Origin of the sequence: Burkholderia guangdongensis (assembly GCF_013403875.1) — a bacterium.
Lineage (GTDB): Bacteria > Pseudomonadota > Gammaproteobacteria > Burkholderiales > Burkholderiaceae > Burkholderia > Burkholderia guangdongensis.
Genome location: NZ_JACBNX010000004.1, coordinates 26,324 through 47,103, shown reverse-complemented (window position 1 = coordinate 47,103; position 20,780 = coordinate 26,324). Strand labels below are relative to the sequence as shown.

Below are 20,780 nucleotides of genomic sequence, written 5' to 3'. Positions count from 1 at the left end.
AAGTATCGTTTCAACGGGTCGTAAACATATTGTAAAAAAGAAGTTGATAATCCAAAAAAATTCGCCCTTATTCGATCACGTTACGGAGTAATGAATGCCTTCACTCATCGGCATCGACAACATCGCCGATGTATCGACATCGCCGTCGGATCCGATGCCAAGCACCTCCGCCGCGCGATTCCAGATGCCCAATGCTGCAACTGCACGGTCGACGCCCACGTCGGCCGCCTGTTCCAACGAGGCGGAACGGGCCCGCAGCCGCAAGCTGATCTCGGCCTTGCGCACGCCGCTCAAGCTCAGCGCCGACGCGCAGAGGATCGCCCGCGCGCTCGCGCTCGTCGTGCACGCGATCGTGCGCGAACGGCCCGACCTCGCGCTCGCGCCGTTCGACTTCGCCGTGCGGGACCGTGCGATCCACATTACGTCAGTTGACCTGAACGATGGCGATCGTGCATGGTTCGACAGCCAGCTCAACGGAAACGACCGGCTCGTGCGCGCGGTGAGATCGTTCCACGACAACGCGGTCCGCGGCTACCTGCTGGCCGCCGAATGCCTCGGGCAACCGGTCGCGCCGCACGAGTGCGACGAAGTGTCCCGGCAGGCGGACGCGCTCGTCACGTTCATCGCGCTGTTCGGACAACTTGCCAAGGAGATGGCGGCGAGCCTGGCGTTCGCGTACGGGAAGGACAGTACGTTCCGCGCGGAAAGCGGCGTCAGGATCGATCTGACGCAGCCCATCGCCCATGCGATCGACTTTCTCGCGTTCATGCAAAGCGCGCGCGCGCTTGCGAACGGCCTCGCGTACGCGACACGTCCGGACGGCTCGACGGTCCCCATCGAAAGCCGGCTCAATCTGTTCTACGGCAGCGGGATTCCGGTGTTCTTTCCGCCGGATCTGTACGCGGCCGATCTGCGCGTGATCGAATGACGGACCGCGCACACGCACCGGCCGGCGGGACGGCTCGCGCAGATGCTGCGCCCGCTGTTCCGCTTCGTCACGAAGGGCTGGCGCATGTATCCGGTCGGCGTGCCGTTCGGTCAGGTTTCGATACTGCAACCGAAACCGGCCGGCTTTCGATCGGCGGCATCGACGCGCGCGGCCGCCTCGCCGACAAGCTCGCGCTGCACGCCCCGTTAAGCGATGCGCTCGACGCGAGCGGCCAGCGGTTCGGCATCGTCGGTTAAGGGAACGTCGCGCTGTTCCTGCTCTGCCGGATCGTGTCGATCCTGTTCAATCGCTGACAGCACGCGGCCGACGCGCCAGCGCGCCGACCGCGTATTTTTCGGGCGTTTCACGTCCGAAACATTTCCTCCCTTCCACCGTTTCACGACGCGCTGCGCGTCGCGCATGCGCGTTGCGCGACGGGCCTGAGCATCCGATGGCACGGTTATCGCTGATAGGACGTCGTGCGGAGTGCCCGCGCGCGGACGTCCTTCGACAGGCGACGCGCCCCGGTTTCGACCGGATCGGCGTTCACAACTACTTCAATTCTCGGCTCCCTGCACACAAGGGGTAAATCAGCGCGGCGACAAGGGATCGCACGCATTGGGAGGCCAAGATGGCTAAGAAGGAACGGACGTTCCGCCCCGCTCGGCCGGGCTGCGGAACGAAGTGGCTCGCGCTCGCGGCTTTCGCGTGCTGCTGCGTGCCCCCTGCTGTCGCACAGGAAGCGTTGCCCGCCGGCTTCATCGTCGGCCAGCAGGCAGTCGATATCCCATTCCTGCCCACGTTGACGATCGCGCAGAGCGCGATGCCCGACGCAGGCTCGAGCGGCGCGTCGGGCGGCGCGATGCCGTCCGCGGCAGCGCCCTGCCCGAACGATCGAGAAGGGTGCTTGATCGCTTCGCGTGGCGGCGGCAGCGGCAATAGCGGGACGGGAAGCGGCAGCGGCAGTGGCAGCGGGACGGGTAGCGGCAGTAGCAGTGGAGGCAGCGGAAACGGCACCGTCGGGCCGGCCGGTCATGGCGTCGGTGGCACCACGACCGGCAACACCTCGGGCACCAGCGGTACCTCGGGTACCAGCGGTACTTCGGGTACCAGCGGCACTTCGGGTACCAGCGGCACTTCGGGTACCAGCGGCACTTCGGGTACCAGCGGTACCTCGGGTACCAGCGGCACTTCGGGTACCAGCGGCACCTCGGGCACCAGCGGCACTTCGGGTACCAGCGGTACTTCGGGTACCAGCGGTACTTCGGGCACCAGCGGCACCTCGGGCACCAGCGGTACTTCGGGCACCAGCGGCACCTCGGGCACCAGCGGTACTTCGGGTACCAGCGGTACTTCAGGTACCAGCGGTACTTCAGGTACCAGCGGCACCTCGGGCACCAGCGGCACCTCGGGCACCAGCGGCACCTCGGGCACCAGCGGCACCTCGGGCACCAGCGGTACTTCGGGCACCAGCGGCACCTCGGGCACCAGCGGTACCTCAGGCACCAGCGGCACCTCGGGTACCAGCGGCACCTCCTCGGGCACTAGCGGCACATCGGGCACCAGCGGCACCTCGGGCGGCGGTGGTACCTCGGGTGGTGGCCATCATGGCCATCACGGCCACGGAGGTCATGGTAACGGTGGCGGCGACGGTAATGGTAACGGCAGCGGTGGTGATGGCAACGGCGGGGACAACGGCGTAGGCAACGGTAACGGCCGCGGAAGTGGCAGCGGCAACGGAGGGGGATCGTCTAGCAGCGGCTCTTCCAGCGGCGGCGGATCGTCAGGCACCAGCGGTACCTCTAGCGGTGGCGGCACTTCCGGCGGTGGCGGAAGTCATCACGGAGGTCATGGCAACGGCGGCGGCGACGGCAAAGGTAACGGCAGCGGTGGTGATGGGAACGGCGGGGGCAACGGCGTAGGCAACGGCAACGGTCGCGGAAGTGGCAGCGGTAACGGAGGGGGATCGTCTAGTGGTGGCGGCTCATCCAGCGGTGGCGGTTCCTCTAGCGGCGGCGGTTCCTCCAGCGGCGGCGGTTCCTCCAGCGGAGGCGGTTCCTCCAGCGGTGGCGGTTCCTCCAGCGGCGGCGGTTCCTCTAGCGGTGGCGGTTCCTCCAGCGGTGGCGGAAGTCATCACGGAGGTCATGGCAACGGCGGCGGCGACGGCAAGGGTAACGGCAGCGGTGGTGATGGCAACAGCGGGGCCAACGGCGTCGGCAACGGCAACGGCAACGGCCGCGGAAGTGGCAGCGGTAACGGAGGGGGTTCGTCTAGTGGCGGCTCATCCAGCGGCGGAGGTTCCTCCAGCAGTGGCGGATCGTCAGGTACCAGCGGAACCTCCGGCAGCGGCGGACATAGCAACGGCAACGGCAATGGCGACGGAGGCAACGGCCACAAATAGAGGCCCACGCCACGTCGCGCGTCAGAGCATCTCGAGCGCGCGCTTGCTGCGAGGCGGACGGAAGTATGCATCGAGCCGCGCGCGCTCGTCTTCGCTGAACGCGAAGTCGAGCGCCGCGCGATTGTCGCGCACGTGCTCGATGCGAGCCGCCTTCGGAATCGCGAACACGTCCGGCCGCGCGAGCACCCACGCAAGCGCGACGCGCATCACCGACACACCGCGTTCGCGCGCGATGTCGTCGAGCGGCGAATGCTTCGGCAAGCGCGCGTGATCGACCGGGCTGTACGCCATCGTCGGCATCCGGTGCTCGGCGAGCCACGGCAGCAGATCGAACTCCGGTCCGCGCCGCGCGACGTTGTAGAGGATCTGGTTCGTCGCACACGCGGCACCGCCCGCCTCGTCGACGAGTTCGCGCATATCGGCCGTATCGAAGTTGCTCACGCCCCAGTGGCGGATCTTGCCCGCGCGGCGCAGCGCCTCGAAACCCTCGACCGTTTCCGCGAGCGGCACCGATCCGCGCCAGTGCAGCAGATACAGATCGATGCGATCGGTCCGCAGCCGCTTGAGGCTCGCGTCGCACGCGGCGGCGACACCGCGCCGGCTCGCGTGATGCGGGTACACCTTGCTGACGAGGAACACGTCGTCGCGCAATCCTTGCAGCGCATCGCCGACGAGCGATTCCGTCGCGCCCTCGCCGTACATCTCCGCGGTGTCCACGAGCGTCATGCCGAGCGCGACGCCCTCGCGCAGCGCGGCGATCTCATCCTGGCGGCGCGCGGGCCGCTCGCCCATTTCCCAGGTGCCCTGCCCAAGCTTCGGGATCGTCTCGCCGTCGGGCAAAGCGATCGTCGCGATCGTGTCTGTCATGCGTGCCTCGCTACGGGAACGCGGCCGAACACGGCCGCGGATGCGTCGGAATAAGAGGCCCCAGTGTAGCGATTCGGGCCGCCGGCGGCGTCGCGCACCGCAAAAACCGGCTATAACGCGGCCGCATGATGACTTAGAATGGCCGCAATCTGATCCACAGCCATTCCATGAACGCAACGACGGACGACCGCTGGCAGGACCTGCGCCCCGACCCGGACAACGACACTCCGCTCTATCTTCAGCTCGCGCGCAAGCTCGGCGATGCGATCCATCACAACCGCTGGACGGCCGGCGAAGCGCTGCCGTCGGAGCGCGTACTCTCCGAGGCGCTCGGCGTGTCGCGCATCACCGCGCGCAAGGCGATCGCGCTGCTCGTCGAGCAAGGGCTGATCCGCCGCACGCAAGGCGCGGGCAACTTCATCCAGCCGCGCTACGAAGACCCGCTGTCGCGTCTGTCGAGCTTCAGCGAGATGCTCGAGCGCCGCGGTTTCAAGCCGAGCTCGAAATGGATCTCGCGCGACATCCAGCCCGCGAGCCGCGACGAAGTGATTCAGCTCGGCCTGTCGCCGGCCGCGTCCGTTACACGATTGAAACGTCTGCGACTCGCGGACGGTATCGTCATGGCCGTCGAGAATTCGACGTTTCCGGCCACACTGATTCCGGATCCGCAGGCAATCGGCGATTCACTGTACAGCTACCTCGATCAGCGCGGCACGCCGATCGTGCGCGCGCTTCAGCACTTCCGCGCGGTGAACGCGACCGACGAGATCGCGAAGCAGATGGGCATCGCGCCGCACGACGCGCTGCTGCTGATCACGCGGATCGGCTACACCGCCGACCAGCGCGCAATCGAACTCACCGATACGTACTGCCGCAACGACTACTACGACTTCGTCGTCGAGCTGCGCAAGTAGCTCAGTCGTCCCAGCGCGCCGCGTGCGTGCCGAGCGGCACCGGCGGCAGCGCGAAATACGGCGGCGTCGCGGACAGCCGCTCCGCCGGACGCACCGCATCGACGACGCCGAACGGCGACACGACTCGATCGAGCCTGTCACGCACGTCGTCGAGCGCGAGATCGCGCGCGCGTTCGCCGTCCGGCACGAGGCCGAACGATTGCAGCCAGCGCCCGGTCTGCGCGAGCGACACGCGCACATGCCAGCTTCCGCCGTCGCGCGCGCGTCGCGCGAGCGCGATCATCGCGCCGAACGCGGCGAGATAGCCGGTCGCATGATCGAGCGCCTGGCACGGCAGATGGCGCGGCCCATCCGCGTGCGTCGCCTGCTGTTCGCGCCACGCGATCCCGCTCGCCGACTGCACGAGGCTGTCGAAGCCGCGCCGCCGCGCCCACGGCCCCGCGTGCCCGTACGCGGAAATCGACACGCAGACGATCCCCGGCCGCTCGGCCGCGAGCTCGGCCGGCGCGAAGCCGCGCGCCGCGAGCGCGCCCGGACGATACGCCTGCAGAAAGACGTCCGCGTCGCGCACGAGCGCACGCAACGTCGCGATGCCCACTTCGTCGCGCAGGTCGAGCCACGCGGATCGCTTGCCGCGCCCGTTGTCGATCACGAGCGGCGCGATGTTCGGCAGATGCGGGCCGTTGACGAGCAGCGTCCGCGCGCCGTGCTGCGCGAGCGTGCGCCCGGCGACCGGGCCCGCGATGATGCGCGTCAGATCGAGCGCGCGCACGCCATCGAGCGGCCGGCCCGCGTCACCCACGTCACCCGCATCGCCCGCGCCGATCGGCTGCGCGGGCGCGTCGCCGATCCGCTCGATGTCGAACAGCGGCAGCCCTGCGAGCGCATGCGCCTGCTCGTGCGCAGCCCATTCATCTGGAGTGCGAATCAATGCCGCACACAGGCCCGCGTCGGCGAGCGCGGTGTCGAGCGCGGCGCCGTCCCGTTCGCGAATCGCCGCCGCCACCTCGTCGCGCGATCCGCCGCAGCCGAGCACATTCAGGATGCCTTGTAGATGATGCGGAAAATTCGCATGCAGCTGAATCCAGCGCCCGTCGCGTGTCGCATAGAAGCCCGTCACCGGATGACGCAGCTCGGGCGGCGGCCCGTCGTCGACGCGCAGATAGCGCTCGCTGCGAAACGCGACGAGCGCGTCGCGCACCGGCACGTCGACGCGCTGCGCGATGCCGGTGCGGATCCGGTGGCACTCGGCCGCCGCAAGGCCGGCCGCCGCGATCGTCGCGGCCGCGAGCGTGCCGACGTGGAACACGGACGGCAGCACCGGATCGTGCCCATCGATCGCGACGCGCTCGAGCGCGTCGGGCTCGCCTCGTGCGAGCATCCAGAGATAGGTGAGTGCGAGATGTGGGGTCATGATCGGCGGCGTGATAGAACGCCCCCGGGAACGCCCCCGGGAACGCCCCAGGGAACGCCCCGGAGAGCGAAGATGAGAACGAGTCTAGAATCTGGCCGACGCGCGATCAAGCGCCGCAGGCCTGCGGCCCGCCGCCCTGCCCTCGCACGCCCCGATTCTGCACGCACGCACGGCTTTCCCTACAATGTCGGCTGTTCCGCGCCCACGCGCCGCCATTTCTTCCTCATGTTCCAACGCCCACCCGCCGCCGCTCCCGGCGAAAAGAATCTCACCGTGATGCTCTGGCTCGTCGCGACGGGCTTTTTCATGCAGACGCTCGACGCGACGATCGTCAACACCGCGCTGCCGTCGATGGCCGCGAGCCTCGGCGAATCGCCGCTCAAGATGCAGTCGGTCGTGATCGCGTATTCGCTGACGATGGCGGTGATGATTCCGGTCTCCGGCTGGCTCGCCGACACGTTCGGCACACGGCGCGTGTTCTTCGCCGCGATCCTGATCTTCTCGGCCGGCTCGCTGTTCTGCGCGAACGCGCATACGCTGCAGCAGCTCGTCGCGTTCCGCGTGCTGCAGGGCGTCGGCGGCGCGATGCTGCTGCCGGTCGGCCGCCTCGCGGTGCTGCGCACGTTTCCGGCCGAACGTTATCTGCCCGCGCTGTCGTTCGTTGCCATTCCCGGCCTGATCGGCCCGCTGATCGGCCCGACGCTCGGCGGCTGGCTCGTGAAGATCGCGTCGTGGCACTGGATCTTCCTGATCAACGTGCCGGTCGGCGTCGCCGGCTGCATCGCGACGTTCCTGTCGATGCCCGACGCGCGCAATCCGGCGGTCGGCCCGTTCGACGTGAAGGGCTATCTGCTGCTGACGATCGGCATGGTCGCGATCTCGCTGTCCCTCGACGGCCTCGCCGATCTCGGGATGCAGCACGCGGTGGTGCTCGTGCTGCTGATCCTGAGCCTCGCGTGCTTCGTCGCGTACGGGCTCTACGCGGTGCGCGCCGCGCAGCCGATCTTCTCGCTCGATCTGTTCAGGATCCACACGTTCAGCGTCGGACTGCTCGGCAATCTGTTCGCGCGGATCGGCACCGGCGCGATGCCGTACCTGATCCCACTGCTGTTGCAGGTGACGTTCGGCTACACCGCGTTCGAGGCCGGGCTGATGATGCTGCCGACCGCCGCCGCCGGGATGTTCTCGAAGCGGATCATCACGCGCCTGATCCAGCGCCACGGCTATCGCAAGGTGCTGCTCGCGAACACGATCATGGTCGGCCTGCTGATGGCGAGCTTCGCGCTGATGCGCGATTCGATGCCGATCTGGATGAAGATCGCGCAGCTCGCCGCGTTCGGCGGCTTCAACTCGATGCAGTTCACCGCGATGAACACGCTGACGCTGAAGGATCTCGGCACCGGCGGCGCGAGCAGCGGCAACAGCCTGTTCTCGCTCGTGCAGATGCTGTCGATGAGCCTCGGCGTGACCGTCGCCGGCGCGCTGCTCGCGACCTTCACCGGCATCATGCGCAATGTGACCCCGAGCCACACGCTGTCCGCGTTCCACGCGACGTTCATCTGCATCGGGATCATCACGGCCGCGTCCGCGTGGATCTTCGCGCAGCTCGCGCCCGACATCCGCGGCGCCGCGCGCAAGACCGATCCGTCCGAGCGCGCGTGAGCCGCGCATGACCGGCACTTGAGCCGCACTTGAGCCGCGCACCAGCGACGCATGACCCGCGCGCGTGACCGACACATGACCGACACATGACCGGCAAGTTGTCAGGCACCTGCCCGGCGCCCGCACTGCCCCCGCAAATGGCGCGCGCGGCCCGCCGCGCACCAACACGGTGCAGCGCGCCAGCGCCGGCCCCGTCGCGTGGGCCGCGCCGGTTGTGCATGCTTCTTGCTCGCCTATTCTGTAGGTAAACTGGCAGCCCAACCTCGGCCGACATCATGAGCATGATCGACATCGATCCTCCGGGCTTTCGACCGCCCCGCCCCGTTGCCGGCGATGCCGGCAAGCGGCGCACCGTGCTGTATGGCGCGTACACCGTATTCAGCGTGTTCCAGCCGGTTTTCTCGGTGTCGCACCGGCGCGCGATCGGCTATCACGCGTCGCTGCGCGCGCACGGCGAGGACGGCGGCCAGATCGCGTCGCACGAGGTGTTCACGCAGGCCGCGCGGCGCGGCGATCTGCTCGAGCTCGGCCGGCTCGCCGAATCGTTGCATCTCGGTAACTTCCACGCGTTCGACAGCCACGACGAATGGCTTTTCCTGAGCCTGCACCCGGCCGCGCTGATGGACACCATCTACGGCGACGCGCTGCTCGCGAGCCTGAAGGCACTCGGCCTGCCGCCGCACCGGGTCGTGCTCGAGGTGCCCGAGCAGGCGGGCGGCGAGACGCCGCGCTTCGCCGCGATCGTCGACGGCCTGCGCAAGGCCGGCTTCCTGATCGCGCTCGGCGGCTTCGGCGCGAAGCATTCGAACATCGACCGCGTGTGGCACCTGCATCCGGACATCGTCACGCTCGACCCCGGCATCCTCGCGCAGGCGAGCGAGCACTCGCATCTCGAGCGCGTGCTGCCGGGAATGGTGTCGCTGCTGCACGAATCCGGCCAGCTCGTGCTGATGGGCGGCCTCGCGACCGAGCGCGACGCGCTGATCGCGCTCGAATGCGACGTCGATTTCGTGCAGGGCCAGTATTTCGCGGGGCCGAGCGTCGACCCGGTGCAGCCGCAGGCGGCGGCCGGCCGGATGGACGCGCTGTCGGCCGCGCTGCGGCTGCGCGTCGCCGAGCGCGAGCGGATGCAGGCGGCGCGGCTCGCGCCGTACGTCGCCGCGCTCGAGCACGCGAGCGCGAAGATCGTCGCCGGCGACACGCTGCCCGACGCGGCCGCGACGCTGCTCGCGCTGCCGGAAGCCGCGCGCTGCTTCCTGCTCGACGCGTCGGGCCGGCAGATCGGCGACAACGTGCTGCCGCACGGTAGCGTGTCGCAGCGCGCGAAGCGTTTCCGGCCGCTGCTGCATTCGGAAGGCGCGAGCTGGGAACGCCGCCCGTATTTCATCCACGCGCTACGCACGCCGGGCCGCGTGCATCTGACGCCGCCGTATCTGTCGATCAACGAGGCGCACCTGTGCGTGACCGCGTCGATCGCGACGCCCGCCGCCGCCGGTGAAATGCAGGTGATCTGCGTCGACATCAACTGGGAAGCCGCCGCGCATCACGGGTGATGTGCGGCGAAATGCGGGCGAGATGCGGGTGAAATGCAGCCGGCATTCGGTCGGCTCGCAGCCGCCCTCGCCCGCTCAGCCCTTGCGGACGATCAATCGGTGCACGCGCTTGCCCGACGATTCGCTGACGGTCTCGTGCTCGTCGAGCACGTCGATCGGGTCGCCGAGCGCGGCGCGCACGTGCGCGCCGTCGAGCACCGTGTACAAACGCCCGCGCGCGTCGCGCTGCGACGTGGCGGCATTCACGCGCCAGCTCAGGTACAGCGTGCCGCCGGGCATCAGCAATCCGGCGAGCCGTGCCGCCGACGCGAGCGCCTCGGCCGGCTCCAGATGCATGATCACGGTCTCGCAGAGCACGTTGCGAAACGCGCCGGCCGGCACGCCGGCGAGCTCCGGCAGCACCGCCTGCTCGAAGCGCAGCGCCGGATGGCGCCGTCGCGCCTCGGCGAGCAGCGCGGCGCTCGCGTCATAGCCACGCGCATCGAAGCCGTGTGCCGCGAGCCACGCGGTATCGCGCCCGGCGCCGCAGCCGACGTCCGCCGTCGGCCCCGGCGCGAAATGCTGCTCGAGCAGCGCATACATGTCGTCGGGCGACGGCTGGTCGAGCCAGTCCTGCGCGTATTGCGCCGCGTGGGCGTCGTAGACGTCGAGTGTCGTGCGGTCCATGTTGCTGCGCTCAGACGTGCGCGTCGTGCGCGCCGCCATGCACGGGCCCCGCGCGCCGCTCGATCGCGCGGCGCAAATCGCCGCGCAGCCCCGCGAAGAACGCGAGCTCGGCGACGACGAACAGCGGCCCGACCGCGAGCCCGACCAGATCGTCGACGAACGCCGGCTTGCGCCCTTCGAAGTAATGTCCGACGAACTGCACGATCCAGCCGATGACGAACAGGCCGACACCGATGCCGAGCCACTGCGCGGTCGGCTGCGCGGCGATCGTCTGCGCGGCCCACAGCCCGAGCGCGAACAATGCGGCCATCGCGACGCCGAAGCGCAGGTCGAGCCGCAGATAGAACACGACGAACGCGATCGCGAACAGCAGCGCCGGCGACAGCGCAATGCCCGCCGCGGCGCCGAGCGCCGGCCGCGACAACAGCACCTCGACCGCGAGCACGATCGCCGGGATGCCGGCCAGATGCGTTGCGATGTTGCGTGCGTCGCGGTGATAGGCCGCGTACTGCACGAGATGATCTTCGAGCGACTTCATCGGCGTCTCCTCGCCAGGAGTGGGTTGCGCGCTATGATGCCCGTCACGTCCCCGAATCTCTGTCGGCTAGCCGACATCGCGCGCCTCCGGATGAATTCCCCCGTCGACCGCTACCTGCCGCTGCTCGACACGCAGCCGTGGTTCGCCGCGCTGCCGCCCGCCCTGCGCGCGGCGCTGCTGTCGCACGCGTCGCTGCGGCGGCTGCCGGCCGGCCGCGCGCTGTTTCGCCGCGGCGATCCGCCGTGCGGGCTCTACGCGGTGCTGAGTGGTTCCCTCACGATAGGCGCGGTCGACGCGCACGGCAAGGAGGCGCTGCTGACGGTCGCCGAGCCGCCGACGTGGTTTGGCGAGATCGCAGTGTTCGACGGCCGGCCGCGCACGCACGACGCGATCGCGCTCGAGGATTCGCTGCTGCTCAACGTGCCGCACGCGCCGCTCGTCGAGCTGCTCGACGCGACGCCCGTGTGGTGGCGCCACGTCGCGCTGCTGATGGCGCAGAAGCTACGGCTCAGCTTCCTGAGCGTCGAGGCGATGAGCATGATGCCGGCCGCGCAGCGGCTCGCGATGCGATTGCTGATGATCGTCGACGGCTACGGCGGCATCAGCGTCGGCCGCACGCGGATCCGGCTGCCGCAGGAGAAGCTCGCGGCGATGCTGTCGCTGACGCGGCAGACGACCAACCAGTTGCTGAAGTCGCTGGAAGCGGCCGGCGCGGTGCGCGTGCACGTCGGCGAGATCGAGGTCGTCGACGTGGACGCGCTGCGCCGCGCCAGCCGGCCGCCGGACGCGGCGCGCTGAACGCGCGCCGCGTCGCTTCACGTCACGTCCGGCCGCTTACGGGAACGCCGGCGTCCCGAGCAGCGCGACGACCGCGAAGCCGGACACGTTGGTCTCCAGGTCCGGCGAGCCCGGGTAGTCGTGGATGCCGTACGACGTCGGGTCGACCACGTTGTTCATGAGCCAGGGCAGCGTCGTCGACGGCGGCTGGATGCCGAGCGTGCCGGCCCCGAGCAGCAGGACCACGTTGGACAGCGCATAGGCCGGATCGGTGGACGGCGAGTGGATGCTGCCGTCGGCGCCCGTCTGGCCGATCAGCCACTGGACAGCGCCGATGCTCTGCGTGTTCGCGCCGAGCACCCACGGCAGATAGCCCTGCGGAAAGATCGTGTCGATGCCCAGGTCCGTGTCCAGCGGCGAGCCGGTATCGCGGCCGACCGCATAGCGCTGCTGGCTCGCCAGATAGAACTGCGACGGCACGTTCGCCTTCAGGAACGCCGCCTTGCTCGCGTACGCGGGGTTGTCCGGGAACAGCAGCCCGCCGGCGTTCATCCCGAGATAGACGTCGCCCTGGTCCGCCGCATATTCGTACCCCCAGAACTGCCACGTGCTGCTGCCGTTCGGCAATTGCCACGAGCTGCCGGAGTAGCCGCTCGGGTTGATGTTCTTCGCGAGCACGAAGTCGAGCGCCGCGCGCGCGTTCGCGCCGTACTGGTTCACCAGCGCGTTGCTGCCGGTCAGGCGCTGATCCTGGTACAGCAGATAGACGAACAGCGCGGACGTGGCGTCGACGCCGCGCACGTCGGCGATGCCGGCGCCCGGCGACGTCGGGATCGCGTTGTACGGCGGATTGAACGAATACGCGTAGCGCCAGCTTCCCTTCCAGGTCGGGTCGGTCATCTCCTCGCGCGCGGCGAGCCACGCGATGCCCTTCTCGAGGCCGGTCAGGTATTTCGCGTCGCGCGTCGCGCCGTACGCGGCGGCGAGACCGATCAGCGCGTACTCCATGTCGGAGTCGGTGTTCACGGTCGGGGTGCCCGCTTCGTCGGGGATCGCGCCGTTTGCGTCCTGCTGCGCGAGAATGAAGTCCGCCATCTTCAGCGCCGTCGGGTTCGGGGTGCCGGTGCTGCCCGACGTGCCGCCCGATGTGCTACCCGACGTGCTGCCCGAAGTGCTACCCGACGTGCCGGATGTTCCCGACGTGCTGCCCGATGTACTCGAAGTCGTCGAGCCGCCTTTGGATTTCAGGGTGCTCGCGGCGCCCGAGTCGTCCGAGCCTCCGCACGCGGCGGTCATCAGCGTGATGCCCGCGCAGAGCGAAGCGCAAACCAGTGTCCGAGTCTTTCGTCGAAATGCCATATTTGGGGTTCTGCCTTTTCTTGGAGGAAAGTCAACACCGCGCCCCCCCGGACGCAACGGCACATGGATTGCATCGCGCCGGCCGATCGCCGCCGCGACGCAAAATCTGGGCGTCGACCGTCAAACGGCCGATGCCCGGGAAAACGATGGAGCCGCACTCGCCCGGTCGGGCGGACGGCGGATGGAGGAAACGGCAACGCGACGCAAGTAGGGTGAGCCCCTTTTAATGGCGAAAAAAAAGCCCTCACAAAGGAGGGCCTTTTTCTTCGAAACGGGTTCGAGATCTCGTCACTGCCTATCGCTCGATGTGTCCCGCGTTTCGATGGTCACGTTGCGGCGAAATGTTTACGCGAGCTTACGCGAAGTTCTGGGCGGCGAAGTCCCAGTTCACGATGTTCCAGAACGCTTCGACGAACTTCGGACGCGCGTTGCGGTAGTCGATGTAGTACGCATGCTCCCACACGTCGATCGTCAGCAGCGCCTTGTCCGCGGTCGTCAGCGGCGTTGCGGCGTTGCTCGTCGACACGATGTCGAGCGAACCGTCGGCCTTCTTCACGAGCCATGCCCAGCCCGAGCCGAACGTGCCGACCGCGGCCTTCGTGAACGCGTCCTTGAACGCGTCGTACGAGCCCCACTTCGCGTTGATCGCGTCGCCGAGCGCGCCCGACGGTGCGCCGCCGCCGTTCGGCGACAGGCTGTTCCAGAAGAACGTGTGGTTCCAGATTTGCGCGGCGTTGTTGAAAACGCCACCCGACGACTTCTTCACGATCTCTTCCAGCGACAGGTTTTCGAATTCCGTGCCGGGAATCAGGTTGTTCAGGTTCGTCACATAAGCCTGGTGATGCTTGCCGTAGTGGTACTCGATCGTCTCTTTCGAGATGGTCGGCGCGAGCGCGTCTTGAGCGTACGGGAGCGGCGGGAGCGTATGAGCCATGGCGATTCCTTCGTTGAGGTATGTAGGGAGGCGTGGTGAATGCTGCCGAGCGTCCGATTGTAGGCGAGGACGAATAACCCCGCAAACCCGCGGGCCATTTATCCGCGCCATATGAAAAACGCCCGTTTCCGCGTCGCGCGCGTCGTCAGAACGTATCCGACAGGCGCGGCTGCACGTCCGCGAGCGACACGTCGGCCGAGCCCTCGGCCAGATGCACGGTCAGCCGCCGCTGCGGCTTCAGCGCGGCGGGCGCGCGCACCGCGCGGCCCGTCTGCGTGTCGATCAGCGCCGCGTAGCCGCGCTCGAGCGTGCGCTGCGGGCTCAGCACCTCGAGCCGCGCCGCGCACCCGGCGACGCGCGCCGCTTCGCGCTCGTGACGGCGCTGCAGCGCGAGCGCGAGACGCTGCGACAGCCCGTCGAGCGCGCGCCGGGCGTGCGACGGATCGGGCCGCGCGCGCTGCCAGCGCAACTGCGCGAGCGCGAACCGCGCGCGCGCGTCGCGCACCGGCCGCCCGGCCGCCGACGCGAGCCGCACCGCGAGCTGCGCGAGATGCGTGCGCTGCCGCTCGAGCCGCTCGGCCGGGCTGACCAGCCGCCGCGCGAGCCAGTCCAGCTGCTGCGCGCGCGACTCGAGCCCGCGCCGCATCCCGCGCGCGAGCGCGCGCTGCCGCTCGTCGATCTCGCGCAGCAGCAGCGCGCGCTGCGGGCTCGCGAGCTCGGCCGCGCCGGTCGGCGTCGGCGCGCGCACGTCGGCCGCGAAGTCCGCGATCGTGAAATCGGTCTCGTGGCCGACGCCGCTGACGACCGGCAGCGCGCTCGCCGCGATCGCGCGCGCGAGCGCCTCGTCGTTGAACGACCACAGATCCTCGATCGACCCGCCGCCGCGGCACACGACGAGCACGTCCACCTCGGCGCGCGCGTTCGCGGCCTCGACCGCGGCGACGAGCTTCTCCGCCGAGCCCGCGCCCTGCACCGGCGCCGGATAGACGATCACCGGAACATGCGGCGCGCGACGCGCGAGCGTCGTCAGCACGTCGCGCAGCGCGGCGGCCTGCAGCGACGTGACGATGCCGATCGCGCGCGGATGCGCGGGCAGCGGCCGCTTGCGCTCGGGCGCGAACAGCCCTTCGGCCTCGAGTTGCGCCTTCAGCCGCAGGAACGCCTCGTAGAGCCGCCCCTGGCCCGTGCGCCGGACCGCCTCGACGTTGAGCTGCACCTCGCCGCGCGGCTCGTACATCGTGACGGCCGCGCGCACCTCGATCCGGTCGCCCTCGCGCGGTGTGAACTCCGCGTACTGCGCGCGGCCGCGGAACATCACGCAGCGCATCTGCGCCTGCGCGTCCTTGATCGAGAAATACCAGTGGCCGCTCGCGGCGCGGGTGAAATTCGACACTTCGCCCGCGATCCACATCAGCGGAAACGAGCGTTCGAGCATCGTGCCGATCGCGCGGTTGAGCACCGAGACGGGGATTACGTCGTCGCCGCCGCGCATCGCGCCCGGCGCGGCAAAGGAGGATTCGGAAGGCATGGACTGTCGGAAGAATGCAGGCGGCCACACGATAGTCCGACCGGCGCGCGGCGTCCAGCGCGCGACGCTTTATCGCCTGATCGCATTGCACCATGCGCAAAGTTTCCACATTCCCGCGCGAGCGTGCGCAAACCTGCTAAATGCCGTCGAAAAACCCTGAAGAATTACAATAACTCATTGATTTTTAAAAAGTTTTAAACCTTTCGAAACGATTCTCATCCGAGCGAAGCCCCGCCGGACGGGCTTCCGCGGCTTCCGGCGCCGTGGTTCTTCACAGAGTTATCCACAGGCTGGCCGGTACCGGCGCGCCGCGGTGCAGCGGCGCGCGCGGCTTGCCGGGCGGGGCCGCCGCGCGCTAGAGTGCCGCCTTCCGCAGCCCGCGCGGCCCGCGCCGCACCACGGAGATCCGCCTTGACGAACCCGCCTTCCGCCGCGCCGTCGCGCGCCCCGGCACGCGCGCCGGACGGCCTTGCCGTGCGCGTCGCCGCCCGCATCGAGACGCGCCTGACCCGCGAATGGCAGCGGCGCGGCGCGCTCGCGTGGGCGCTCGCGCCGCTCGCGTGCGCATTCGGCGCCGGCGCGGCACTGCGCCGCGCCGCGTACGCGCTCGGCTGGGCGCAGCGGATCGACGTCGGCGTGCCGGTCGTCGTCGTCGGCAACGTGACGGTCGGCGGCACCGGCAAGACGCCGACCGTGATCGCGCTCGTCGACGCGCTGCGCACGGCGGGCTTCACGCCCGGCGTCGTGTCGCGCGGCTACCGCGCGAACGTGAAGACGCCGACCGCCGTCACCGCGACGTCGCGCGCGAAGGACGCCGGCGACGAGCCGCTGCTGATCGCGCGCCGCACGCATGCGCCCGTCTACGTGTGCCCGGATCGCGTCGCGGCGGCGCGCGCGCTGACCGGCGCGCATCCGGACGTCGACGTGATCGTCAGCGACGACGGCCTGCAGCACTACCGGCTCGCGCGCGCGGTCGAGCTCGTCGTGTTCGATCACCGGCTCGGCGGCAACGGCTTCCTGCTGCCGGCGGGCCCGTTGCGCGAGCCGCTGTCGCGGCGCCGGGACGCGACGCTCGTCAACGATCCTTACAGCGCCACGCTGCCGCCGTGGCCCGACACCTACACGCTCGTGCTCGCGCCCGGCGACGCGTGGCATCTCGACGCACCCGCGCAGCGCCGCCCGCTCGCGCGCTTCGCGCCACTGCGCGTGCTCGCGGCGGCCGGCATCGGCGCGCCGGAGCGCTTTTTCGCGACGCTGCGCTCGGCCGGCCTCGCGCCGGCGACGCGCGCGCTGCCCGACCACTATGCGTTCGCGGACAATCCGTTCGCGGACGACGACGTCGACGCGATCCTGATCACCGAGAAGGATGCAGTAAAATTGGGCGCTTCCTGGCGCGATGCCCGAATCTGGGTCGTCCCGGTCGAAGCCGCGCTCGATCCCCGCCTCATTGCCCTCGTTGTGGAGAAACTCCGTGGACGCACGTCTGCTTGAAATCCTCGTCTGCCCCATTTGCAAAGGCCCGCTCCACTACGACCGCGCCGCGCAGGAGCTGATCTGCAACGCGGACAAGCTCGCGTACCCGATCCGCGACGGCATTCCGGTGATGCTCGTCGACGAGGCGCGCCAGACCGTCGAAGGCACGCCGGTCGATCCGAACGGCCGCTGATCCGCCCGACACACGCTCTCCGATGACCGACACCCCGCCCTTCATCGCCGTCATTCCCGCCCGGCTCGCGTCGACCCGGCTGCCGAACAAGCCGCTCGCCGATCTCGGCGGCAAGCCGATGGTCGTGCGCGTCGCCGAGCGCGCGCGCGACGCGGGCGCGCAGCAGGTGCTCGTCGCGTCCGACGCGCCCAGCGTGCTCGACGCGGCGCGCGCGCACGGCTTCGACGCGGTGCTCACGCGCGCCGACCATCAGTCCGGCACCGACCGCCTCGCCGAAGTCGCCGCGCATTTCGGCTGGCGGGACGACACGGTCGTCGTCAACGTGCAGGGCGACGAGCCGCTGATCGACCCGGCGCTCGTGCGCGACGTCGCGTCGCATCTCGCCGCGCATCCGGCGTGCGCGATCGCGACCGCCGCGCATCCGATCCACGCGGCGGCCGACGTGTTCAACCCGAACGTCGTGAAGGTCACGCTCGACGCGCAGGGCGTCGCGCTGTACTTCTCGCGCGCGCCGATCCCGTGGAGCCGCGACGCGTACCAGCCGCACTGGCCCGACGTCGCGTCGATGCCGGCGCCCGCGTTCCCGGTGTACCGGCACATCGGCCTCTACGCGTATCGCGCGCGCTTCCTGCGCACGTATCCGACGCTCACGCAGGCGCCGATCGAGCAGGCGGAGCAGCTCGAGCAGCTGCGCGCGATGTGGCACGGCGAGCGGATCGCGGTGCTCGTCACTGCGCGCGCGCCCGAGGCGGGCGTCGACACGCCGGCCGACCTCGCGCGCGTGCGAGCCCTTTTTCGACCGGATTCGAAATAACCCGTGGCATAATCAAACGACTGTGCGAACCGTTCGCGACCAGCGCACCCTCGCTTGACCCCGCCCGCAGCCCCGCCCGGCAGCCGCGCGTCGCAAAGCCGACGCGCCGTGTCAGACCGGCCGGCCGCGCGCCCGGCAAGCACCGCGCCCGCCGTCGCCGACGCCGCCGACACTCGCACCACAAATTTACATACCCGGAGATATCACCATGCGTTTGATCCTGTTGGGCGCGCCCGGCGCGGGAAAGGGCACCCAGGCAAACTTCATCAAGGAAAAGTTCGGCATCCCGCAAATCTCGACGGGCGACATGCTGCGCGCGGCCGTGAAGGCCGGCAGCCCGCTCGGCGTCGAAGCGAAGGGCTACATGGACGAAGGCAAGCTCGTGCCCGATTCGCTGATCATCGGCCTCGTGAAGGAGCGCCTGAAGGAATCGGATTGCGCGAACGGCTACCTGTTCGACGGCTTCCCGCGCACGATCGCGCAGGCCGACGCGATGAAGGAAGCGGGCGTCGCGATCGACTACGTGCTCGAGATCGACGTGCCGCCGTCGGAGATCGTCGAGCGCATGAGCGGCCGCCGCACGCACCCGGCGTCGGGTCGCACGTATCACGTGAAGTTCAACCCGCCGAAGGTCGACGGCAAGGACGACGTGACCGGCGAGCCGCTGATCCAGCGTGACGACGACAAGGAAGAGACGGTCAAGAAGCGTCTCGAAGTGTACGAAGCGCAGACGATGCCGCTGATCAAGTACTACGGCGACTGGGCGGTGCGCGGCGAGGAAAATGGCCTGAAGGCACCCGCCTATCGGAAGATTTCCGGCCTCGGCACCGTCGAGGCGATCCGCGACCGTGCATTCGACGCGCTGAAGTAAGCACCGAAGTCGGCGCTGAAGTTGGCGCTGAAAGCAGGATCAAAGCGCCGCACCGAAAGAACCGCCCTCCCCGGGCGGTTTTTTTTCGCGCATGCGTCGCTTACGCACGATCGTTCGCTTTCACCGGACGTGTGGCGGCGGCTCGTACAATCGGCCGAATCGATCCAACCCGGCCAGTCGCCCACCGGCGCGGGCCGGCACCTCATGCCAAGCAAGGAGCAATCATGGAGATTCGCGGAAACGTCTTTCTGATCACGGGCGGCGCATCGGGCCTCGGCGCGGGCACCGCGCGGCTGCTGGCCCGGGAGGGCGGCAAGGTCGTGCTCGCCGACCTGAACCAGGAAGCGGGTGAAGCGCTCGCGCGCGAACTCGGCGGCGCGTTCGTCAAATGCGACGTGTCGCGCGAGGACGACGCGCAAGCCGCGGTCGACGCCGCGACGCAGTTCGGCACGCTGCGCGGCCTCGTGAACTGCGCGGGCATCGCGCCGGCCGCGAAAACGCTCGGCAAGGACGGCGCGCATCCGCTCGCGCTGTTCGCGAAGACGATCACGGTCAACCTCGTCGGCACGTTCAACATGATCCGCCTGGCGGCCGTCGCGATGTCCGCGAACGCGCCCGTCGCCGAGACCGGCGAGCGCGGCGTGATCGTGAACACCGCGTCGGTCGCCGCGTTCGACGGGCAGATCGGCCAGGCCGCGTATTCGGCATCGAAGGGCGGCGTCGTCGGGATGACGCTGCCGATCGCGCGCGACCTGTCGCGCAGCGCGATCCGCGTGATGACGATCGCGCCTGGCATCTTCGAGACGCCGATGCTGCTCGGATTGCCGCAGGACGTGCAGGACGCGCTCGGCGCGATGGTCCCGTTCCCGTCGCGGCTCGGCAAGCCGGCCGAGTACGCGATGCTCGTCAGGCAGATCGTCGAGAATCCGATGCTCAACGGCGAGGTGATCCGCCTCGACGGTGCGATCCGGATGCAGCCGAAGTAACCGGCAACAGCGGACAACAACAGGAAACAGCAGGCAACAGCGGGCAACGCGCGCGGCGCTGGTCAGTCACCGCCGCGCTGCATCCGCTCCCGCAGTTCGGCGACCTGCGATTCGACGACGGTCGCGTCCTCCGCGTCCGGCCGCTCGCCGAGATACAGCTCGAGATCCTCGAGCGCGGGCCGCAGGTAATCGAGCCGCGCATACGCGAAGCCGCGGTCGCGAATCTCGTCGAGCTGGCCGGGCAGCAGGATCACGAGCCGCTGCTGCACCGCGAGCAAGCGCTGCCAGCGCTCGGTCTGCAGATAGATCCCCTTCAGGTTGCGCAGCATCCGCGCGACGATCTCGCGGCTCGTCGCCGGCTGCAGCAACGCGCGCAGCGCGCTGTCGACCGCGCCGCTCGCGCGCGCGACGTATGGCTCGAGCATCTCGACCATCTCGCTTTCGGACAGCGAATGGCCATTGGTCGGATCGATCATCACGTCGCCGTCGGGCAGCGTCGCGCGCAGCAGGAAATGCCCGGGGAACGACACGCCGCGCACCGGCAGCCCGATCTGCTCGGCGATCTCGAGATACAGCACCGCGAGCGAGATCGGAATGCCGAGCCGGCGCTTGAGCACCGCGTTCAGATGGCTGTTGTCGGGGTCGTAGTAGTCGTTGCGGTTGCAGGAGAAGCCGAGCTCGCGGAAGAAGAACGCGTTGAGCGCGGCGATCCGGTCCTTCAGGTCCGCTTCGTCGGGCAGCCGCTTGCGCAGCCGCATCGCGAGCGCGTCGAGCTCGGCGAGCGTGCCCTGCAGATCGAGGTCCGGGTACGCGTCCTGCGCGAGCGACAGCGCCGCCTCGGTCACGGGCAGGCTGTCGTCGTCGGCCACGAGCGACGTGAAGTAATCGAGGACGCGGGTCAT

The 20,780-nt window shown here is 69.1% G+C and carries 22 protein-coding genes and 1 pseudogene; 12 read left to right on the top strand and 11 right to left on the bottom strand.

Features of this window, described 5'->3' with window-relative positions:
• Positions 1-75: 75 nt before the first annotated feature.
• Positions 76-294, bottom strand: coding sequence for a hypothetical protein (locus HZI36_RS05085; protein WP_179401545.1), 219 nt, complete (start codon positions 292-294; stop codon positions 76-78).
• On the opposite strand from HZI36_RS05085, the gene HZI36_RS05080 reads away from it, so the two are divergent.
• On the top strand, positions 278-928 hold the full coding sequence (locus tag HZI36_RS05080; RefSeq protein WP_179401544.1) for a hypothetical protein: 651 nt from the start codon (positions 278-280) through the stop codon (positions 926-928). The two genes, HZI36_RS05085 and HZI36_RS05080, sit on opposite strands and share 17 nt — an antisense overlap.
• Before the next feature lie 6 nt (positions 929-934).
• A pseudogene (locus HZI36_RS26910) lies at positions 935-1,242 on the top strand (HoxN/HupN/NixA family nickel/cobalt transporter); the annotation flags it as partial.
• Here HZI36_RS26910 and HZI36_RS05075 read toward each other — a convergent pair.
• From HZI36_RS05075 to HZI36_RS05065, 3 genes are all read right to left on the bottom strand, one after another.
• Positions 1,135-1,350: a hypothetical protein gene (locus HZI36_RS05075; RefSeq protein ID WP_179401543.1), complete on the bottom strand. Its 216-nt coding sequence runs from the start codon at positions 1,348-1,350 to the stop codon at positions 1,135-1,137. The pseudogene HZI36_RS26910 and the gene HZI36_RS05075 sit on opposite strands and share 108 nt — an antisense overlap.
• A gap of 610 nt (positions 1,351-1,960) precedes the next feature.
• Positions 1,961-2,491, bottom strand: coding sequence for a hypothetical protein (locus tag HZI36_RS26840; protein ID WP_218883669.1), 531 nt, complete (start codon positions 2,489-2,491; stop codon positions 1,961-1,963).
• Between the two features lie 859 nt (positions 2,492-3,350).
• Positions 3,351-4,196: an aldo/keto reductase gene (locus HZI36_RS05065; RefSeq protein ID WP_179401542.1), complete on the bottom strand. Its 846-nt coding sequence runs from the start codon at positions 4,194-4,196 to the stop codon at positions 3,351-3,353.
• A 167-nt stretch (positions 4,197-4,363) separates the two neighbouring features.
• On the opposite strand from HZI36_RS05065, the gene HZI36_RS05060 reads away from it, so the two are divergent.
• Positions 4,364-5,110, top strand: a complete 747-nt coding sequence (locus HZI36_RS05060) for a GntR family transcriptional regulator (protein ID WP_179401541.1) — start codon at positions 4,364-4,366, stop codon at positions 5,108-5,110.
• 1 nt (position 5,111) lies between these two features.
• Here the strand turns inward: HZI36_RS05060 and HZI36_RS05055 are convergent, their stop codons facing one another.
• Positions 5,112-6,524: a CoA transferase gene (locus tag HZI36_RS05055; RefSeq protein ID WP_179401540.1), complete on the bottom strand. Its 1,413-nt coding sequence runs from the start codon at positions 6,522-6,524 to the stop codon at positions 5,112-5,114.
• Between the two features lie 225 nt (positions 6,525-6,749).
• Here HZI36_RS05055 and mdtD point away from each other — a divergent pair, with 225 nt between their 5' ends.
• The gene (mdtD, locus tag HZI36_RS05050) at positions 6,750-8,186 is read left to right on the top strand and encodes a multidrug transporter subunit MdtD (RefSeq protein ID WP_179401539.1); all 1,437 of its coding nucleotides are present in this window, start codon (positions 6,750-6,752) and stop codon (positions 8,184-8,186) included.
• A 275-nt stretch (positions 8,187-8,461) separates the two neighbouring features.
• The gene (locus tag HZI36_RS05045; protein WP_179401538.1) at positions 8,462-9,739 is read left to right on the top strand and encodes an EAL domain-containing protein; all 1,278 of its coding nucleotides are present in this window, start codon (positions 8,462-8,464) and stop codon (positions 9,737-9,739) included.
• A 75-nt stretch (positions 9,740-9,814) separates the two neighbouring features.
• Here the strand turns inward: HZI36_RS05045 and HZI36_RS05040 are convergent, their stop codons facing one another.
• On the bottom strand, positions 9,815-10,405 hold the full coding sequence (locus HZI36_RS05040) for a class I SAM-dependent methyltransferase (protein ID WP_179401537.1): 591 nt from the start codon (positions 10,403-10,405) through the stop codon (positions 9,815-9,817).
• A 10-nt stretch (positions 10,406-10,415) separates the two neighbouring features.
• A complete protein-coding gene (locus HZI36_RS05035; RefSeq protein ID WP_179401536.1) occupies positions 10,416-10,943 on the bottom strand; it encodes an Mpo1 family 2-hydroxy fatty acid dioxygenase in 528 nt (175 codons plus the stop codon).
• A 90-nt stretch (positions 10,944-11,033) separates the two neighbouring features.
• Between HZI36_RS05035 and HZI36_RS05030 the strand changes: the two genes are divergently transcribed.
• The gene (locus HZI36_RS05030) at positions 11,034-11,741 is read left to right on the top strand and encodes a Crp/Fnr family transcriptional regulator (protein ID WP_179401535.1); all 708 of its coding nucleotides are present in this window, start codon (positions 11,034-11,036) and stop codon (positions 11,739-11,741) included.
• A gap of 36 nt (positions 11,742-11,777) precedes the next feature.
• Here HZI36_RS05030 and HZI36_RS05025 read toward each other — a convergent pair whose 3' ends face one another.
• Positions 11,778-12,815: a hypothetical protein gene (locus tag HZI36_RS05025; RefSeq protein ID WP_246326969.1), complete on the bottom strand. Its 1,038-nt coding sequence runs from the start codon at positions 12,813-12,815 to the stop codon at positions 11,778-11,780.
• Here HZI36_RS05025 and HZI36_RS26905 point away from each other — a divergent pair.
• Positions 12,802-13,290 carry a hypothetical protein gene (locus tag HZI36_RS26905; protein WP_246326968.1) on the top strand — a complete coding sequence of 163 codons (489 nt, stop codon included), beginning with the start codon at positions 12,802-12,804 and terminating at the stop codon, positions 13,288-13,290. The two genes, HZI36_RS05025 and HZI36_RS26905, sit on opposite strands and share 14 nt — an antisense overlap.
• A 144-nt stretch (positions 13,291-13,434) precedes the next feature.
• On the opposite strand, the gene sodB is transcribed toward HZI36_RS26905, so the two are convergent.
• Both sodB and xseA read right to left on the bottom strand, forming a co-directional pair.
• Positions 13,435-14,013, bottom strand: a complete 579-nt coding sequence (gene sodB / locus HZI36_RS05020; protein WP_179401533.1) for a superoxide dismutase [Fe] — start codon at positions 14,011-14,013, stop codon at positions 13,435-13,437.
• Between the two features lie 145 nt (positions 14,014-14,158).
• Positions 14,159-15,541, bottom strand: coding sequence for an exodeoxyribonuclease VII large subunit (gene xseA / locus HZI36_RS05015; RefSeq protein ID WP_179401532.1), 1,383 nt, complete (start codon positions 15,539-15,541; stop codon positions 14,159-14,161).
• A 474-nt stretch (positions 15,542-16,015) separates the two neighbouring features.
• Between xseA and lpxK the strand changes: the two genes are divergently transcribed.
• The 5 genes from lpxK to HZI36_RS04990 all read left to right on the top strand — a co-directional run bounded on the left by lpxK (position 16,016) and on the right by HZI36_RS04990 (position 19,878).
• Positions 16,016-17,032, top strand: coding sequence for a tetraacyldisaccharide 4'-kinase (gene lpxK / locus HZI36_RS05010; protein ID WP_179401825.1), 1,017 nt, complete (start codon positions 16,016-16,018; stop codon positions 17,030-17,032).
• Positions 17,013-17,207, top strand: a complete 195-nt coding sequence (locus HZI36_RS05005; RefSeq protein ID WP_179401531.1) for a Trm112 family protein — start codon at positions 17,013-17,015, stop codon at positions 17,205-17,207. The genes lpxK and HZI36_RS05005 overlap by 20 nt, the downstream gene beginning before the upstream one ends.
• A gap of 22 nt (positions 17,208-17,229) precedes the next feature.
• Positions 17,230-18,021 (top strand): 3-deoxy-manno-octulosonate cytidylyltransferase, encoded by a 792-nt coding sequence (gene kdsB / locus HZI36_RS05000; protein WP_179401530.1) that lies wholly within the window; start codon positions 17,230-17,232, stop codon positions 18,019-18,021.
• Positions 18,022-18,229: 208 nt separating this feature from the next.
• The gene (gene adk, locus HZI36_RS04995; protein ID WP_179401529.1) at positions 18,230-18,892 is read left to right on the top strand and encodes an adenylate kinase; all 663 of its coding nucleotides are present in this window, start codon (positions 18,230-18,232) and stop codon (positions 18,890-18,892) included.
• 224 nt (positions 18,893-19,116) lie between these two features.
• Positions 19,117-19,878, top strand: coding sequence for a 3-hydroxyacyl-CoA dehydrogenase (locus HZI36_RS04990; protein ID WP_179401528.1), 762 nt, complete (start codon positions 19,117-19,119; stop codon positions 19,876-19,878).
• Positions 19,879-19,940: 62 nt separating this feature from the next.
• Here HZI36_RS04990 and HZI36_RS04985 read toward each other — a convergent pair whose 3' ends face one another.
• Positions 19,941-20,780, bottom strand: coding sequence for a SirB1 family protein (locus tag HZI36_RS04985; protein WP_179401824.1), 840 nt, complete (start codon positions 20,778-20,780; stop codon positions 19,941-19,943).

Excerpts from the sequence above, each read along its gene's own strand:
- HZI36_RS05045 (WP_179401538.1), top strand. The coding sequence starts at position 8,462 with ATGAGCATGATCGACATCGATCCTCCGGGCTTTCGACCGCCCCGCCCC.
- HZI36_RS05040 (WP_179401537.1), bottom strand. The coding sequence starts at position 10,405 with ATGGACCGCACGACACTCGACGTCTACGACGCCCACGCGGCGCAATAC.
- HZI36_RS05075 (WP_179401543.1), bottom strand. The coding sequence starts at position 1,350 with ATGCGCGACGCGCAGCGCGTCGTGAAACGGTGGAAGGGAGGAAATGTT.
- HZI36_RS05065 (WP_179401542.1), bottom strand. The coding sequence starts at position 4,196 with ATGACAGACACGATCGCGACGATCGCTTTGCCCGACGGCGAGACGATC.
- adk (WP_179401529.1), top strand. The coding sequence starts at position 18,230 with ATGCGTTTGATCCTGTTGGGCGCGCCCGGCGCGGGAAAGGGCACCCAG.
- HZI36_RS04985 (WP_179401824.1), bottom strand. The coding sequence starts at position 20,780 with ATGACCCGCGTCCTCGATTACTTCACGTCGCTCGTGGCCGACGACGAC.
- mdtD (WP_179401539.1), top strand. The coding sequence starts at position 6,750 with ATGTTCCAACGCCCACCCGCCGCCGCTCCCGGCGAAAAGAATCTCACC.
- HZI36_RS05030 (WP_179401535.1), top strand. The coding sequence starts at position 11,034 with ATGAATTCCCCCGTCGACCGCTACCTGCCGCTGCTCGACACGCAGCCG.
- HZI36_RS05055 (WP_179401540.1), bottom strand. The coding sequence starts at position 6,524 with ATGACCCCACATCTCGCACTCACCTATCTCTGGATGCTCGCACGAGGC.
- xseA (WP_179401532.1), bottom strand. The coding sequence starts at position 15,541 with ATGCCTTCCGAATCCTCCTTTGCCGCGCCGGGCGCGATGCGCGGCGGC.
- HZI36_RS05025 (WP_246326969.1), bottom strand. The coding sequence starts at position 12,815 with ATGGCGGACTTCATTCTCGCGCAGCAGGACGCAAACGGCGCGATCCCC.
- HZI36_RS05035 (WP_179401536.1), bottom strand. The coding sequence starts at position 10,943 with ATGAAGTCGCTCGAAGATCATCTCGTGCAGTACGCGGCCTATCACCGC.
- HZI36_RS26905 (WP_246326968.1), top strand. The coding sequence starts at position 12,802 with ATGAAGTCCGCCATCTTCAGCGCCGTCGGGTTCGGGGTGCCGGTGCTG.
- HZI36_RS04990 (WP_179401528.1), top strand. The coding sequence starts at position 19,117 with ATGGAGATTCGCGGAAACGTCTTTCTGATCACGGGCGGCGCATCGGGC.
- HZI36_RS05060 (WP_179401541.1), top strand. The coding sequence starts at position 4,364 with ATGAACGCAACGACGGACGACCGCTGGCAGGACCTGCGCCCCGACCCG.
- kdsB (WP_179401530.1), top strand. The coding sequence starts at position 17,230 with ATGACCGACACCCCGCCCTTCATCGCCGTCATTCCCGCCCGGCTCGCG.
- sodB (WP_179401533.1), bottom strand. The coding sequence starts at position 14,013 with ATGGCTCATACGCTCCCGCCGCTCCCGTACGCTCAAGACGCGCTCGCG.